Source organism: Solirhodobacter sp., assembly GCF_964715405.1.
Window position 1 is genome coordinate 1 of the sequence record NZ_CBAICG010000066.1, and the last position, 12,815, is coordinate 12,815.

General features: G+C 68.1%; 12 protein-coding genes. 6 read left to right on the forward strand and 6 right to left on the reverse strand.

The features are described from left to right. From AC11WY_RS18295 to AC11WY_RS18315, 5 genes are all read right to left on the reverse strand, one after another. A partial coding sequence (locus AC11WY_RS18295; RefSeq protein WP_482928154.1) for a transposase occupies window positions 1-335 on the reverse strand: 335 nt, incomplete at its 3' end. 180 nt (window positions 336-515) lie between these two features. Further along, window positions 516-899: a hypothetical protein gene (locus AC11WY_RS18300; RefSeq protein WP_482928156.1), complete on the reverse strand. Its 384-nt coding sequence runs from the start codon at window positions 897-899 to the stop codon at window positions 516-518. A gap of 9 nt (window positions 900-908) precedes the next feature. Beyond that, entirely contained in the window at window positions 909-1,682 is a 774-nt protein-coding gene (locus AC11WY_RS18305) for a DUF6478 family protein (protein WP_482928157.1), read from the reverse strand. A 107-nt stretch (window positions 1,683-1,789) separates the two neighbouring features. Further along, entirely contained in the window at window positions 1,790-2,455 is a 666-nt protein-coding gene (locus AC11WY_RS18310) for a hypothetical protein (protein WP_482928159.1), read from the reverse strand. A 180-nt stretch (window positions 2,456-2,635) separates the two neighbouring features. Next, window positions 2,636-3,187 (reverse strand): VPLPA-CTERM sorting domain-containing protein, encoded by a 552-nt coding sequence (locus AC11WY_RS18315; RefSeq protein WP_482928160.1) that lies wholly within the window; start codon window positions 3,185-3,187, stop codon window positions 2,636-2,638. A 225-nt stretch (window positions 3,188-3,412) separates the two neighbouring features. Here AC11WY_RS18315 and AC11WY_RS18320 point away from each other — a divergent pair, with 225 nt between their 5' ends. The 4 genes from AC11WY_RS18320 to AC11WY_RS18335 all read left to right on the forward strand — a co-directional run bounded on the left by AC11WY_RS18320 (window position 3,413) and on the right by AC11WY_RS18335 (window position 7,672). Then, entirely contained in the window at window positions 3,413-4,105 is a 693-nt protein-coding gene (locus tag AC11WY_RS18320) for a gamma-glutamylcyclotransferase (RefSeq protein ID WP_482928161.1), read from the forward strand. 117 nt (window positions 4,106-4,222) lie between these two features. Further along, entirely contained in the window at window positions 4,223-5,197 is a 975-nt protein-coding gene (gene accD / locus AC11WY_RS18325; RefSeq protein ID WP_482928163.1) for an acetyl-CoA carboxylase, carboxyltransferase subunit beta, read from the forward strand. 53 nt (window positions 5,198-5,250) lie between these two features. Then, entirely contained in the window at window positions 5,251-6,486 is a 1,236-nt protein-coding gene (locus AC11WY_RS18330) for a bifunctional folylpolyglutamate synthase/dihydrofolate synthase (protein ID WP_482928170.1), read from the forward strand. A 157-nt stretch (window positions 6,487-6,643) separates the two neighbouring features. Further along, window positions 6,644-7,672, forward strand: coding sequence for an LLM class flavin-dependent oxidoreductase (locus tag AC11WY_RS18335; protein WP_482928164.1), 1,029 nt, complete (start codon window positions 6,644-6,646; stop codon window positions 7,670-7,672). Window positions 7,673-7,675: 3 nt separating this feature from the next. Here AC11WY_RS18335 and AC11WY_RS18340 read toward each other — a convergent pair whose 3' ends face one another. Then, window positions 7,676-9,268, reverse strand: a complete 1,593-nt coding sequence (locus AC11WY_RS18340) for a GMC family oxidoreductase (protein WP_482928165.1) — start codon at window positions 9,266-9,268, stop codon at window positions 7,676-7,678. Between the two features lie 119 nt (window positions 9,269-9,387). On the opposite strand from AC11WY_RS18340, the gene AC11WY_RS18345 reads away from it, so the two are divergent. Both AC11WY_RS18345 and AC11WY_RS18350 read left to right on the forward strand, forming a co-directional pair. Continuing rightward, window positions 9,388-11,412, forward strand: a complete 2,025-nt coding sequence (locus AC11WY_RS18345; protein ID WP_482928167.1) for an FAD-dependent oxidoreductase — start codon at window positions 9,388-9,390, stop codon at window positions 11,410-11,412. Between the two features lie 130 nt (window positions 11,413-11,542). Further along, window positions 11,543-12,448 (forward strand): LysR family transcriptional regulator, encoded by a 906-nt coding sequence (locus tag AC11WY_RS18350; protein WP_482928168.1) that lies wholly within the window; start codon window positions 11,543-11,545, stop codon window positions 12,446-12,448. The last annotated feature ends 367 nt before the right edge of the window (window positions 12,449-12,815 follow it).

A 12,815-nucleotide genomic window follows, 5' to 3' on the forward strand; every position in this document is an offset into this window, starting at 1 on the left:
AGTCCCGGCCCCCCGAGTGGGGTGAGCCCCGCCGAGGAACTGGCCGCTAACCGGAAGGCAGGGTCATGGCGCAGCGCGTCGGCATCGTCGTGGTCACGCCAGCCCTGTGCCGACAGCAAGACCGAGGTCCGGATGAGCGAGGCAAGGTCATGGGTGAGGTCCACCTGGCTGCGCGGGTCCTTCAGGCGGGCGGTCATCCAGCCAAGGATACCGCTGCGCTCGAATATCTCTCTCAGCACCACCGCACCCGGATCGCCGGTCAGCCGATCGGTCCTGCTCTCGATCCGAAGCGACCGGTTGAAACTGGGCGTGACCGGCTGTAACGTTTCACCCATGCCTGCGTCCGATGCTGCCGTCGTTTCCTGTCTAGCAGCTTGAATCTACAGCGATTTCAGACGCACGCAACCAATCCAACCGATTTCCGTGAGTAAGCCGGGATCACACCTTCCACAATCCGCCCACCCCGTCGGGCCAGTCGCCGCCCTTGTCGCCTTGCCGTCGGCGTCGGCTCGCCCCTACCCGGCCGTCTCCACGCAATGCCGCCGGAACGCCCGCTTCAGCATGTCGAGTTCGGCGCGCAGCAGGTCGACCTCGGCGCGGATGTCGTCTTCCAGGGGGGCGCCGGTGACGACGGAGAAGCTGCCGACCCGGGCGCCGGTGCGCCGGTCGCGGATCAGGAGGGTCTGCACGCCCTCGCTGAGGGCGGCCAGCGGGATCGGGATGCGCAGGGTCCAGGTCAGGCGGCGGCCGGGCACCTGGGCCACGGTGACGCCCTCGACCGGCACCTGAAGGTGGGTCACCTCGATGTCGGGCTGATAGTTGCCGTCGGCGGCGGCGGTGAGTTCGCCGGTCCAGATGCCGTCCTGGATGCGCGCGGTTACAAGGGTCAGCTCGGGCATCGGCCCCTCCTACAGTTCGGCGCGCGGGCGGCGGCAGAAGGTGACGTCGCGCAGGGTGATCTGGTTCATCTGCGGGCCTTCGAAGATCAGGTCGACCCACATCCGTTCGACCCGCTTTTCGTTCATGCGGGTGTAGGCGAGGTCGAATTCGACCATCACCTCTTCCTCGCCCAACGGCAGTTCGCGCACGATCTGTTCGACGTTGGGGCCGTGTTTCACGTTGAGGCGGGCGAAGATTTCCAGCGGCTTTTCGGTTTCCACGATGGTGTCGAGGCGGATCAGGTGCTTGAGCTTCAACCCCTCCACCGCCTGGGGCGGCAGGTCGATGGCCAGCGACAGGAAGCTGCCGTCGAAGCGGAACACGTCCATGCGCAGGCCGAAGGGGGCAAGGTCGGCCTCGCGCTGGTTGCGAAGCTGGCGGAAGGTCAGTTCGCTGACCTTGCAATCGTGAAAGACGGTGGCGCCGGGCCCGATCTCGGTCTTGTTCTCGACCGAGGCCATGCCGGGGACGGGCAAGGGCCCGCGCCAGGCGTCGGGGCGCCAGGACCAGTCGGCGGTGGCCGGCTTGCGCATCGCGTTGGAGCCGACCATCGGCAACGCCAGCCGCCCCTCGGCCACATGCAGCACACGGTCGATCTGCCGTTTCAGCGCCCGGGCGCGGCCGCGAAGCTGGCGCAGCGCGGCAGGATCGGACGCCTCGGCGATGTCCGCGAACTGCGTCCAGCGCCGCAGCGCCCGGCGCTGCAGCAGTTGATCCATCACCGCATCGACCCTTCGGCTCATGACACCCCTGACACTGTCACCCCATTGGAAACAATAAGGGCGGATCGCCCTGATCCGCCACGGATTATTGCGGCTAAATCGTAAAGAAGCCACCCCCGTTGGCGGAGTCAGCCGACCGGTACCGGTGTGGTGGCCGGGACGGGCGCGGCGGGGCTGGCCCCCCGGACATGGCCCACGAAGGTTTCAAGCGCGCGCAGGCCCGAAGCGTCGGTGAACGGCGCCTGCGGCACCGAAATCACGCTGAGGGTGACGATGTGGCCGTTCAGGTCAAAGAGCGCGCGCCAGTAATCGGGCGACACGGATTGGCCGGGAAAGGCGCTGGTGTCGCGCGCATGCAGGATGAGCACGCCTTCGGTGTGGGTGATGCCCAGCACCTTCACCGTGTCGGGGTTGCCCGACCGGCTCAGCGCGCGGCGCCCCTCGGGCGAGCGGAAAAAGGCGCCAAGCTGCGTTTCGGACCCTGCGATGGCGCCACCCGTTGCCCCCGCCGAAACGGCCGCCGTCAGCACGGCGCGCAGGGTCGGCTTTTGCCCGTCGGGCACCCCCGAGATCGAGGCGCAACTGCCCAGCAGCACGAAGGCGCCGGCATCGTCCGCATGGCTGGCTTCGGGGTCGACGCAGAATCCGGGCGGACCGGCCACCACCACCGCGCCACCCGCCGTCGCCATCGAGGCCGGGGCGGCGCCCGGAAGCCCGTCGCACCCGGCAAGCATCAGCAGTGCGGCGCAGATTGCCGCGCCGCGCGCAGGGGCCCTGACGGTGCGGAAAGTCATGTCACCGGCACCCGGTGGGCACCCCGTGGGGGCGAAGCGCCGGGCCACAACGCGCCCACACAGCCTGGATGGCTCGAAACGGATGGTCATCGTGGGATGTCCTCGCGATACCTCGGCGCGTTCTGCAATAGCGACGCACCCGCCACCGCACAAGATTTTCCCGCCGGTTCGGCGCGGGACTCAGGCCGCACGCCGCCGCGCCACCAGGCCAAGCCCCCCCAGCGCCGCCAGCAGCGCCACGATCCCGGCCGGCAGCGGCACCGGCGCCGGGGCCAGCGTCATGTTCGCGGTAACGGTGGAGCCCGCGGCATAGGTATGCGATCCGGCGAAGTTGAACAGGATCGTCTGGCCAACCTGCAAGACGATGCCGGAAAAGGCTGCGGTCTGGCTCAGGCCATAGATATGCTGGGTGATGCCGTAGACCCCGATGCCGTCAAACGGGGCGGGCGGGCCGAAAACCGTGTTTTGCAGGAACTTCACGATGATCGACGTCGGCTCCATGTTGACGGTGAAATAGGGGCCGCCCGGAAAGGCATCCTGCACCACATCCGAGGTGCCCGGCGCCACCGTCACGTTGACCGGAAAGCCATAACCCGTGAGTTCGGTCGAGGCATCCGGGTTCAGATATTTGATCGTGACGTTGTCGCCCGTCATCGTGACCGTCGAGGCCCCGGCCGTCCCTGCCATCGTTGCAGCCACCAAGGCCGCCGCCGCCCAGCGTTTCGCACCCATGTTCATCTGCTCCATGGCGAGGCCGATCCCCGCGTCGAGGTGCAATCTGACAGACGACAAAGGCGAAACGATGATCCGATCAAAGCAGGATTGTGGCCGATGGCGGCACGATCGCGACGCCGGCTGTTGCCGGATCATGTCCCCGGTGCCACGGTGCGCGGGCGGCAAACCTCGGCGGTGCCCGCTGTCAGGAAAGGCGCGCGGATGCCCATGAAGCGACGACCGATGCGATTGACGACCGATCTGGTCGCGCGCGTTCCGGCATTTCTCCGCGACCCCGATCCGTCGACCGCCGCTGCAGCGCCGGTTCACCTGTCCCAAGCCGAACACGACCTTGTTGTCGGCCGGACGCTGGCCGCGGCACCCGCGGGCGGCGGGGTCTGGGTCTTCGCCTATGGTTCGCTGATCTGGAACCCGGCCTGCGAAGTGGCCGAGGAACGGATCGGCGTCGCGCATGGCTGGCATCGCGCCTTCTGCCTTGGCTGGACCACGGTGTTGCGCGCCTCGCCCGGCCGCCCGGGGCTGATGCTGGCGCTCGACCGCGGCGGGCAGTGCAAGGGCGTGGTCTATCGCCTGCCCCCCGACGCGGTGGCGGAATCGCTGGGCAAACTGGTGCGGCGCGAGATGCTGGGCCAGCCCTCGCCGATGGTGCCGCGCTGGGTCACGGTGCGCACCGAGGCGGGGCCGCTGCGCGCCATCACCTTCGTGATCGACCGCAGAAGTGGCCTTTACGTCCGGGATCTGCAGATCGCCGACGTCGCCGATGCGTTGGCCACCGCGACCGGCGAACGCGGCTCGATGGCCGAGTATCTGTTCAGCACCGTCACCCATCTTGAGGCGCGCGGCATCCATGACCGCCACCTGTGGCAATTGCAGGACATGGTCGCGGATCGGCTGAGCCGGATCGCGGCGCCGTAGCGGAACCGCAGGCCCCGGCACGGGCGCGGCACGGGCCCGCCGCCCATCACGATTGCATTTCCCGCCCCCCCGGCTTATCTGGACCGGACAAAAGACACCCCGAGGACGGCAAAGTCGATGAACTGGATTTCCAACTACGTCCGGCCAAAGATCAATTCGCTGTTCTCGCGCCGCGAGGTGCCCGAGAACCTGTGGACCAAGTGCCCGGAGTGCGGCACCATGCTGTTCCACCGCGAACTGGCCGATAACCTCAATGTCTGCACCTCCTGCGATCACCACATGGCGATCACCCCGCGCGAGCGATTCACCGCGCTGTTCGACGGCGGCATCTTCGTCGAGGTGAAGGTGCCCGAGCCGCTGGCCGACCCGCTGCATTTCCGCGACCAGAAACGCTACCCCGACCGCATGAAGGCGGCCCAGAAGGCAACCGGCGAGAAAGACGCGATGCTGGTCGCCGAGGGCGAGATCGGGCGCACCCCGGTTGTTGCCGTCGGGCAGGATTTCAGCTTCATGGGCGGCTCGATGGGGATGTATGTCGGCAACGCCATCGTTGCCGCCGCCGAAGTCGCGGTCAAGCACAAGGCGCCGCTGATCCTGTTTTCCGCCGCCGGGGGCGCCCGGATGCAGGAAGGCATCCTGTCGCTGATGCAGATGCCGCGCACGACCGTGGCGGTGCAGATGCTGAAAGAGGCGGGGCTGCCCTATATCGTCGTGCTGACCCATCCGACCACCGGCGGCGTCACCGCCTCTTATGCCATGCTGGGCGATGTGCAGATCGCCGAGCCCAACGCGCTGATCTGCTTCGCGGGCCCGCGCGTGATCGAACAGACGATCCGCGAGAAACTGCCCGAAGGCTTTCAGCGCGCGGAATACCTGCTGGATCACGGCATGCTGGACCGGGTGACCCATCGCAAGCGCCTGCGTGAAGAGTTGATGTCGCTGGTCCGGCTGCTGACCGGCAAGCCCCCGGCGGTGCGCGGCGACCTGCCGCCGCCAAAGCCCGCCGACCTGGCGGAACCGGCCGCGGCGGCGGCCGCACCCCAACCGGCCCGGGCGCCCGCCGCCAAGCCGAACGGAGCCGCCAAAACGTGACCGCCTCTCCGCTCGCGGCCCCGGCCGTGTCCGACATCATCCTGGAACGGCTGATGTCGCTGCATCCCAAGATCATCGACCTGACGCTCGACCGGGTCTGGCGTCTGCTGGCGGCGCTCGACCACCCGGAACGCAGGCTGCCACCGGTGATTCATGTCGCAGGCACCAACGGCAAGGGCTCGACCCAGGCGATGATCCGCGCCGGGCTGGAGGCCGCGGGCCAGCGCGTGCACGCCTATACCTCGCCCCACCTTGCCCGCTTTCATGAACGCATCCGGGTGGCGGGCGCGTTGATCTCGGAACCCGATCTGACCGCGCTGCTGGCCGAATGCGAGGCCGCGAACGGCGGCGGGTCGATCACCTTCTTCGAGATCACCACCTGCGCCGCCTTCCTCGCCTTTGCCCGCACCCCGGCCGACACCCTGCTGCTGGAGGTCGGTCTTGGCGGTCGTCTCGACGCCACCAACGTGATCGAGCGGCCGCAGATGACGATCATCACCCCGGTCTCGCTCGACCATCAGCAGTACCTCGGCGACACGGTGGCCGAGATCGCGGGCGAAAAGGCCGGAATCATCAAGCGCGGCGTGCCCTGCATCGTCGGCCCCCAGACCGACGCCGGGCTGGCGGTAATCGAACGGCAGGCCGCCCGCCTCGGCGCGCCGCTCTTGGTGCACGGCCAGCACTGGCACGCGCGCGAGGAGGCGGGCCGCCTGATCTTCCAGGACGAAAACGGTCTGCTGGACCTGCCGCGGCCCAACCTGCCGGGGCCGCACCAGATCGACAACGCCGGGGCCGCCCTGATGGCCTTGCGCCACCTCGGCCACACCGAGGCCGCCTGCGAGGCCGCCGTCACCCGCGCGGTCTGGCCCGCCCGGATGCAGCGCCTGCGCCAGGGCCCGCTGGCCGCCAGCGCGCCAGGCGTCGAGCTTTGGCTCGACGGCGGCCACAACCCGGCGGGCGGCGAGGCGATCGCCGCCACCCTGGCCGCGATGCCCGCGCGCCCGACCTGGCTGATCTGCGGCATGCTCTCGACCAAGGACATCGGCGGCTACCTGCGCCCCCTTGCCCCCCATGTCCGCCGCCTGCACGCGGTCTCGATCCCCGGCGAACACGCCACGCTGAGCGCCGAACAGACCCGTGCCGCCGCCGCCGCCGCAGGCATCGACGCCGTCACCGCGCCCTCGGTCGCCGCCGCCCTTGCCGCCATCGCCGCCGAGGCACCGGCCGCCCGCGTGCTGATCTGCGGCTCGCTCTACCTTGCGGGGTCGGTGCTGCAAGAGAACGGCTAACCGGACCCTCTGCACCTTCTTCCGTTCGGAAATATCCCGCGGGGGTCCGGGGGCGCGAAGCCCCCGGCGCCGGTCGCCAAACATCCGCTGTGCATCCCTGCACCTTCCCCCACGCCCCTGCCGTCGCTACATCTGAGCGGAGCAGCGGAGCGACCCCATGACCCAGACCCTTGAACTCGGCCTCGACACCTTTGGCGACGTGACGCAAGGCCCGGATGGCGCACTGCTGTCGCAGGATCAGGTGCTGCGCGACGTGGTCGACCAGGCCATCCTGGCCGATCAGACCGGCATCGACTTCATCGGTCTGGGCGAACATCACCGGTCCGATTTCGCCATCTCGGCGCCCGAGGTGGTGCTGGCCGCCATCGCCAGCCGCACCAGCCGGATCCACCTCGGCTCGGCGGTCACGGTGCTGTCGTCCGACGATCCGGTGCGGGTGTTCCAGCGGTTTTCCACGCTGAACGCGCTGTCCAATGGCCGGGCCGAGGTGATCCTGGGGCGCGGGTCTTTCACCGAAAGCTTTCCGCTTTTCGGCTTTGCGCTGGGGGATTACGAGAAGCTGTTCGAGGAAAAGCTCGACCTTTTCATGAAGCTTGCCCGCGAACCGCAGGTGACGTGGACCGGTGACACGCGCGCCGCGCTGACGGATCAGCGCGTCTATCCGACCCTGTCGCAGCCGCTCGGCGTCTGGGTCGGCGTTGGCGGCAGCCCGGAATCGGTGGTGCGCTGCGTCGTGCAGGACGTGCCGATGATGCTGGCGATCATCGGCGGCGACCCGCGCCGGTTTCGCCCGCATGTCGATCTTTACCTGCGCGCCTGCGCCCGGATGGGCCATCCGGTGCGCCCGCTGGGTGTGCATTCCCCCGGCCACATCGCCGACACGGATGACGAGGCGCGCGAACAGCTTTGGCCGCACTACAAGAAACTGCACGACCGCATCGGCACCGAACGGGGCTGGGCACCCACCACCCGCGGCCAGTTCGAGGCCGAGGCGGATTACGGCTCGCTCTACGTCGGCTCGCCCGACCGGGTGGCGGACAAGATCGCCAACACCGCGAAGGCGCTCGGCTTGGCGCGGTTCGACATGAAGTATTCGTCGGGCCCGATGCCTCACCCGCAACTGATGCGCTCGATCGAGCTTTTCGGCACCAGAGTGATCCCGCGGGTGCGCGAACTGCTGGCTTGAGCGCTACCGCCCCGCGCGGATCATCGCCGCCGCCTTTTCCGCGATCATGAGGGTGGGTGAATTGGTGTTGCCGCTGGTGATCGCGGGCATCACGCTGGCGTCCACCACCCGCAGCCCGGCGATGCCGTTCACCCGCAGCGACGGGTCCACCACCGCGCCCGCATCGACCCCCATCCGCGCGGTGCCGACCGGATGAAAGATCGTCGTGCCGATCCGGCCCGCCGCCTCGACCAGGTCAAGGTCGGTTTGCGCGGCGGTGCCGGGGCGAAACTCCTCGGGCGCGTATCTCGCCATCGGCTCCTGCGCCATGATCGCCCGCGTCAGCCTGATCGCCCGCACCGCCGCCAGCCGGTCACCCGGCGTCGACAGGTAGTTCGGTGCGATCACCGGCGGCGTGGTCGCGTCGGGCGAGGCCAGCCGCACCGTGCCCCGGCTTTCGGGCCGCAGGTGGCACACGCTGGCGGTAATCGCCGGGAACGGGTGCAGGTCTTCGCCGAAGGCGTCGAGGCTGAGCGGCTGGACGTGGTATTCCAGATCGGGCGTCGCGCTACCGGGGGTGGAGCGGGCAAAGGCGCCGAGTTGCGAGGGCGACATCGACATCGGGCCGGACCGGGTCAGCGCGTATTCCAGCCCGATCATCGCCTTCCCGATCAGCGAATTCGCCATCGTGTTCAGCGTTTTCGCCCCGGATACCTTCCACGCGCAGCGCAGTTGCAGATGATCCTGCAGGTTGCTGCCCACCCCTGCCGCGTCATGGACCACCGGCAGGTCCATCGCCTGCAGATGCGCCCCCGGCCCGATCCCCGACAGCATCAGGATCTGCGGCGAACCGATGGCGCCCGCGCACAGCATCACCTCGCGCGCCGCCCGTTCCTCGCGCAGCGCACCGTTCTGGCGGAACCGCACCCCCACCGCGCGGCGACCGTCGAGGATCAGCCGTTCCGCCTGGGCGTGGGTTTCCACCTTCAGGTTCGGGCGCCCGATGGCGGGCCGCAGAAACGCCTTCGCCGTGTTCCAGCGCCAGCCCCGGCGCTGATTGACCTTGAAGTAGCCCACGCCCTCATTGTCGCCCCGGTTGAAATCGTCGGTCTCAGGGATGCCCGCCGCCACCGCCGCCGCCATCCAGTCGTCGAGGATATCCCAGCGCAGCCGCTGTTGTTCCACCCGCCACTCGCCGCCCGCGCCGTGCAGGGCCGAGGCGCCGCCGAAGTAATCCTCCGACTTCAGGAAATACCGCAGCACGTCATCCCAGCCCCAGCCGGTGTTGCCCATCTGGCGCCAGCCGTCATAGTCGGCCGCCTGCCCGCGCAGATACAGCATCCCGTTGATCGAGGAACAGCCGCCCAGCACCTTGCCGCGCGGGTAAAGCAGCGTGCGGCCGCCCAGATGCGGCTCGGGCGCGGTGCGAAACATCCAGTCGGTGCGCGGGTTGCCGATGCAGTAAAGGTAGCCGATCGGGATGTGAATCCACGGGTAGCTGTCGCGCCCCCCCGCCTCCAGCAGCAGCACCCGGGTGCCGGGGTCTTCGCTCAGCCGGTTGGCCAGCACGCAGCCCGCAGACCCGGCGCCGACGATGATGTAATCCCAGTCCGCCATGATGCACTCCCCCGGTCAGGTTAGCAGCGGCAGGCGTGGCAACAAGGGCCTGACGCCGCGTTCGGCGTGACAAGCGGCCGCCGCCGACGCAGGATCGCGCCAAACGCTGGGAGGCCCCGATGACGCTTTATCCGCACCTGCTCGCACCGCTGGACCTTGGCCATGTCGTGCTGCCCAACCGCGTCCTGATGGGCTCGATGCACACCAACCTCGAGGAAACGCGCGACTGGAATCGGGTGGCCGGGTTCTACGCCACCCGCGCGCGCGGCGGCGTGGCGCTGATGGTGACGGGCGGCATGGCCCCGAACCGCGAGGGCGGCGTGTTCCCCGGCGCAGCGGGGCTGTTCACGCCGACGGACATCGCCAACCACCGGATCGTGACGGACCGGACCCATGATGCGGGCGGGCGGATCGCGATGCAGATCCTGCACGCCGGGCGCTATGCCTATGGGCCGGAGTGCGTTTCAGCTTCGGCGATCAAGTCGCCGATCTCGCCCTTCGCGCCGAAGGAACTGGACGAGGCCGGGATCGAGAAACAGATCGCCGACATCGCCACCGCCGCCGCCCGCGCCCGCGAGGCGGGCTATGATGGCGTCGAGGTGATGGGGTCTGAGGGCTATTTCCTCAACCAGTTCCTCGTTGCCCATACCAACAAGCGGACCGATCGCTGGGGCGGGTCTTACGAAAACCGGATGCGGCTGCCGGTGGAGGTGGTCAAACGGGTCCGCGCCGCCGTGGGGCCCGATTTCATCGTGATCTACCGGATTTCGCTGATCGACCTGATCCCCGACGGATCGACCTTCGACGAGGTGGTGACGCTGGCCAAGGCGATCGAGGCGGCGGGCGCCAGCATCCTGAACACCGGCATCGGCTGGCACGAAGCGCGGGTGCCCACCATCGCCACCTCGGTGCCCCGCGCGGCCTTCGCCTGGGTCACGAAGAAGCTGATGGGCCATGTCGCGATCCCCATCATCACCTCGAACCGCATCAACACGCCCGAGGTGGCCGAAGCGGTGCTGGCCGAGGGCTGCGCCGACATGGTCAGCATGGCGCGCCCGTTCCTTGCCGACCCCGATTTCGTCAGGAAAGCCGCCGAGGGGCGTGGGGCCGAAATCGCGCCCTGCATCGCCTGCAATCAGGCCTGTCTGGACCATACGTTCAGCGGCAGGATTTCGTCGTGCCTGGTGAACCCGCAGGCCTGCCACGAAACCGAACTGCGCTACCCGCCGACCACGGCCCCGAAACGGATCGCCGTTGTCGGCGCCGGGCCCGCGGGCCTGTCGGCGGCGCTGGTCGCCGCGGGGCGCGGGCATACCGTGACCCTGTTCGACAAGGCGCCCGAAATCGGCGGCCAGTTGAACATGGCCAAAGTCATCCCCGGCAAGGAGGAATTCACCGGCCTCGTGGATTGGTTCGCCACGATGGTCGCCAAGTCCGGGATCGCGGCGCGGCTGGGGCATGAGGCGACGGTGGACGACCTGCGCGGCTTCGACCATGTCATCGTCGCCACCGGCGTGACCCCGCGCGACCCCGGCATTCCGGGCCAGGACGGGCCGAACGTGCTCAGCTACATCGACGTCTTGCGCGGCCGCGCCCCAGTCGGCAAGACGGTCGCCATCGTCGGCGCGGGCGGCATCGGTTTCGACGTGGCAGAGTTCCTCGCCGAAGCGCATCACCCCACCACCGACCCCGATCTGTGGCGCCGCGAATGGGGCGTGGCTGATCCGGCGATGCAGCGTGGCGGGCTGGCCCCCGAGGGTCCGCAACCCGCAGCCCCCGCGCGCGCGGTCACCCTGCTGCAACGCAAACCGGAAAAGCCGGGCCGCAAGCTGGGCAAGACCACCGGCTGGATTCACCGCGCGGCGTTGCAGATGAAGGGTGTGAAAATGATCGGCGGGGTCAATTATGAACGCATCGACGCCCAGGGCCTGCACGTCAGCCACGGCCCGGCACGCGACACGCCGCAACTGATCGCGGCCGATACCGTGGTGCTTTGCGCCGGGCAGGAACCGGCGCGCGGGCTGGCCGACCGGCTCGCCGCGGCGGGCATCGCGGCCCATGTCATCGGTGGCGCGGATGTGGCGGCCGAACTGGACGCCAAGCGCGCCATCGACCAGGGCGCGCGGCTGGCCGCGACGCTCTGACCCCGCCCGGCGTTTACCGCCCCTTCACCAATCCCTTGAATACCCCAGTATTGTCGGGTGGGCTCCGCATTCTTGCCTGAATTGGGCTCAATAAACGCTCAGACGGCGCAGAGTACGCATAGGGTAGACAATGGACAGATTGACCGAAATGGAAGCCTTCGCCACGGTCGTGGACCAGGGCGGCTTCACCGACGCGGCCAAGAAGATGGGCATCTCCAAGTCGGCCGTGTCCAAGCATGTCTCGGCGCTCGAAGCACGACTGGGCGCCCGGCTTCTGAACCGCACCACCCGCCGCGTCAGCCCGACCGAGATCGGGCTGGCCTATTACGACCGCGCCCGACGGGTGCTGAACGACGCGGGCGAGGCCGATGCGCTGGTCACCTCGATGCAGACGGCACCCTCGGGCCTGCTGCGCATCTCGGTGGCGACCGACTTCGGGGTGAACCTGCTGTCGCCGGTGCTGGGCGATTTCCTGCTGGAATACCCCGATATCACCGTCAACATGGTCCTCAACAACCGCTTTGTCGAACTGATCTCGGAAGGGTTCGACATGGCGATCCGCATCGGCGAGCTGGAAGACAGCACGCTACGCGCCCGCAAACTGACCGAAACGACCAAACGCATGATCGCCGCGCCGCGCTATTTCCAGCGCTACGGGCGCCCCGAGAAGATCGACGACCTGAACGAACACAAGCTGCTGCATTACTCGAATCAGGCCAACGGCAACGTCTGGAAGATCACCGCGCCCTCGGGCGAAAAGCGGCAGGTGCGTTCGGCTGGCTGGCTGACGGTGAACGACGGCCAATCGCTGCTGCACGCCGCGATCTCGGGCCTTGGCATCGCCTACCTGCCCAGCTTTCTCTACCACGGCGCGATGAAGGAGGGCCTGGTCGAAGAGGCCATGCCGAGCCTGCCGGTGGAACTGATGGGCATCTACGCGGTCTATCCGCCCGGCCGGTTCACCCAGCCCAAGGTGCGCGCGTTCATCGACTTCCTGGCCCGTCAGTTCACCGACAAGGGGCCGGACGTCTGGTAATCATTTCCCCGCCGCGAAGGTGCTACTGGGTCGAGGTGATCACCACCTCGACCCTTCTTCGTTCTTGAACGAAATAGCTCGATATTCTCCCATAGTTTCTGTAGAGCGATGGCTTGCGGAATTTCCCACCTCACCGAACCTTGGACATGTTTTGTCCAAAGCGAGTGAAGTGGCGGGGGAGAAGGAGGGACCATGCGTAAGCCTGTCGAAAGCGGAAAACCTAAGGAACGTCTGATCAAGCGCTTCGGCTGCGCCGATTTGGCTGCCTGATCGTTGCGGTGAGGCTGCGTTCGGGCAAAGTGCTCCGGTTTCGGGCTTTCGCAGCCGCCGTCATGGCGGCAAGCTGGTTTTCGGACGGACTCGTGCT

What these genes read in the sequence shown, in the direction of transcription:
- AC11WY_RS18300 (WP_482928156.1), bottom strand. Translation starts at nt 899, where the DNA reads ATGCCCGAGCTGACCCTTGTAACCGCGCGCATCCAGGACGGCATCTGG.
- AC11WY_RS18305 (WP_482928157.1), bottom strand. Translation starts at nt 1,682, where the DNA reads ATGAGCCGAAGGGTCGATGCGGTGATGGATCAACTGCTGCAGCGCCGG.
- AC11WY_RS18310 (WP_482928159.1), bottom strand. Translation starts at nt 2,455, where the DNA reads ATGACTTTCCGCACCGTCAGGGCCCCTGCGCGCGGCGCGGCAATCTGC.
- AC11WY_RS18315 (WP_482928160.1), bottom strand. Translation starts at nt 3,187, where the DNA reads ATGGGTGCGAAACGCTGGGCGGCGGCGGCCTTGGTGGCTGCAACGATG.
- AC11WY_RS18320 (WP_482928161.1), top strand. Translation starts at nt 3,413, where the DNA reads ATGCGATTGACGACCGATCTGGTCGCGCGCGTTCCGGCATTTCTCCGC.
- accD (WP_482928163.1), top strand. Translation starts at nt 4,223, where the DNA reads ATGAACTGGATTTCCAACTACGTCCGGCCAAAGATCAATTCGCTGTTC.
- AC11WY_RS18330 (WP_482928170.1), top strand. Translation starts at nt 5,251, where the DNA reads ATGTCGCTGCATCCCAAGATCATCGACCTGACGCTCGACCGGGTCTGG.
- AC11WY_RS18335 (WP_482928164.1), top strand. Translation starts at nt 6,644, where the DNA reads ATGACCCAGACCCTTGAACTCGGCCTCGACACCTTTGGCGACGTGACG.
- AC11WY_RS18340 (WP_482928165.1), bottom strand. Translation starts at nt 9,268, where the DNA reads ATGGCGGACTGGGATTACATCATCGTCGGCGCCGGGTCTGCGGGCTGC.
- AC11WY_RS18345 (WP_482928167.1), top strand. Translation starts at nt 9,388, where the DNA reads ATGACGCTTTATCCGCACCTGCTCGCACCGCTGGACCTTGGCCATGTC.
- AC11WY_RS18350 (WP_482928168.1), top strand. Translation starts at nt 11,543, where the DNA reads ATGGACAGATTGACCGAAATGGAAGCCTTCGCCACGGTCGTGGACCAG.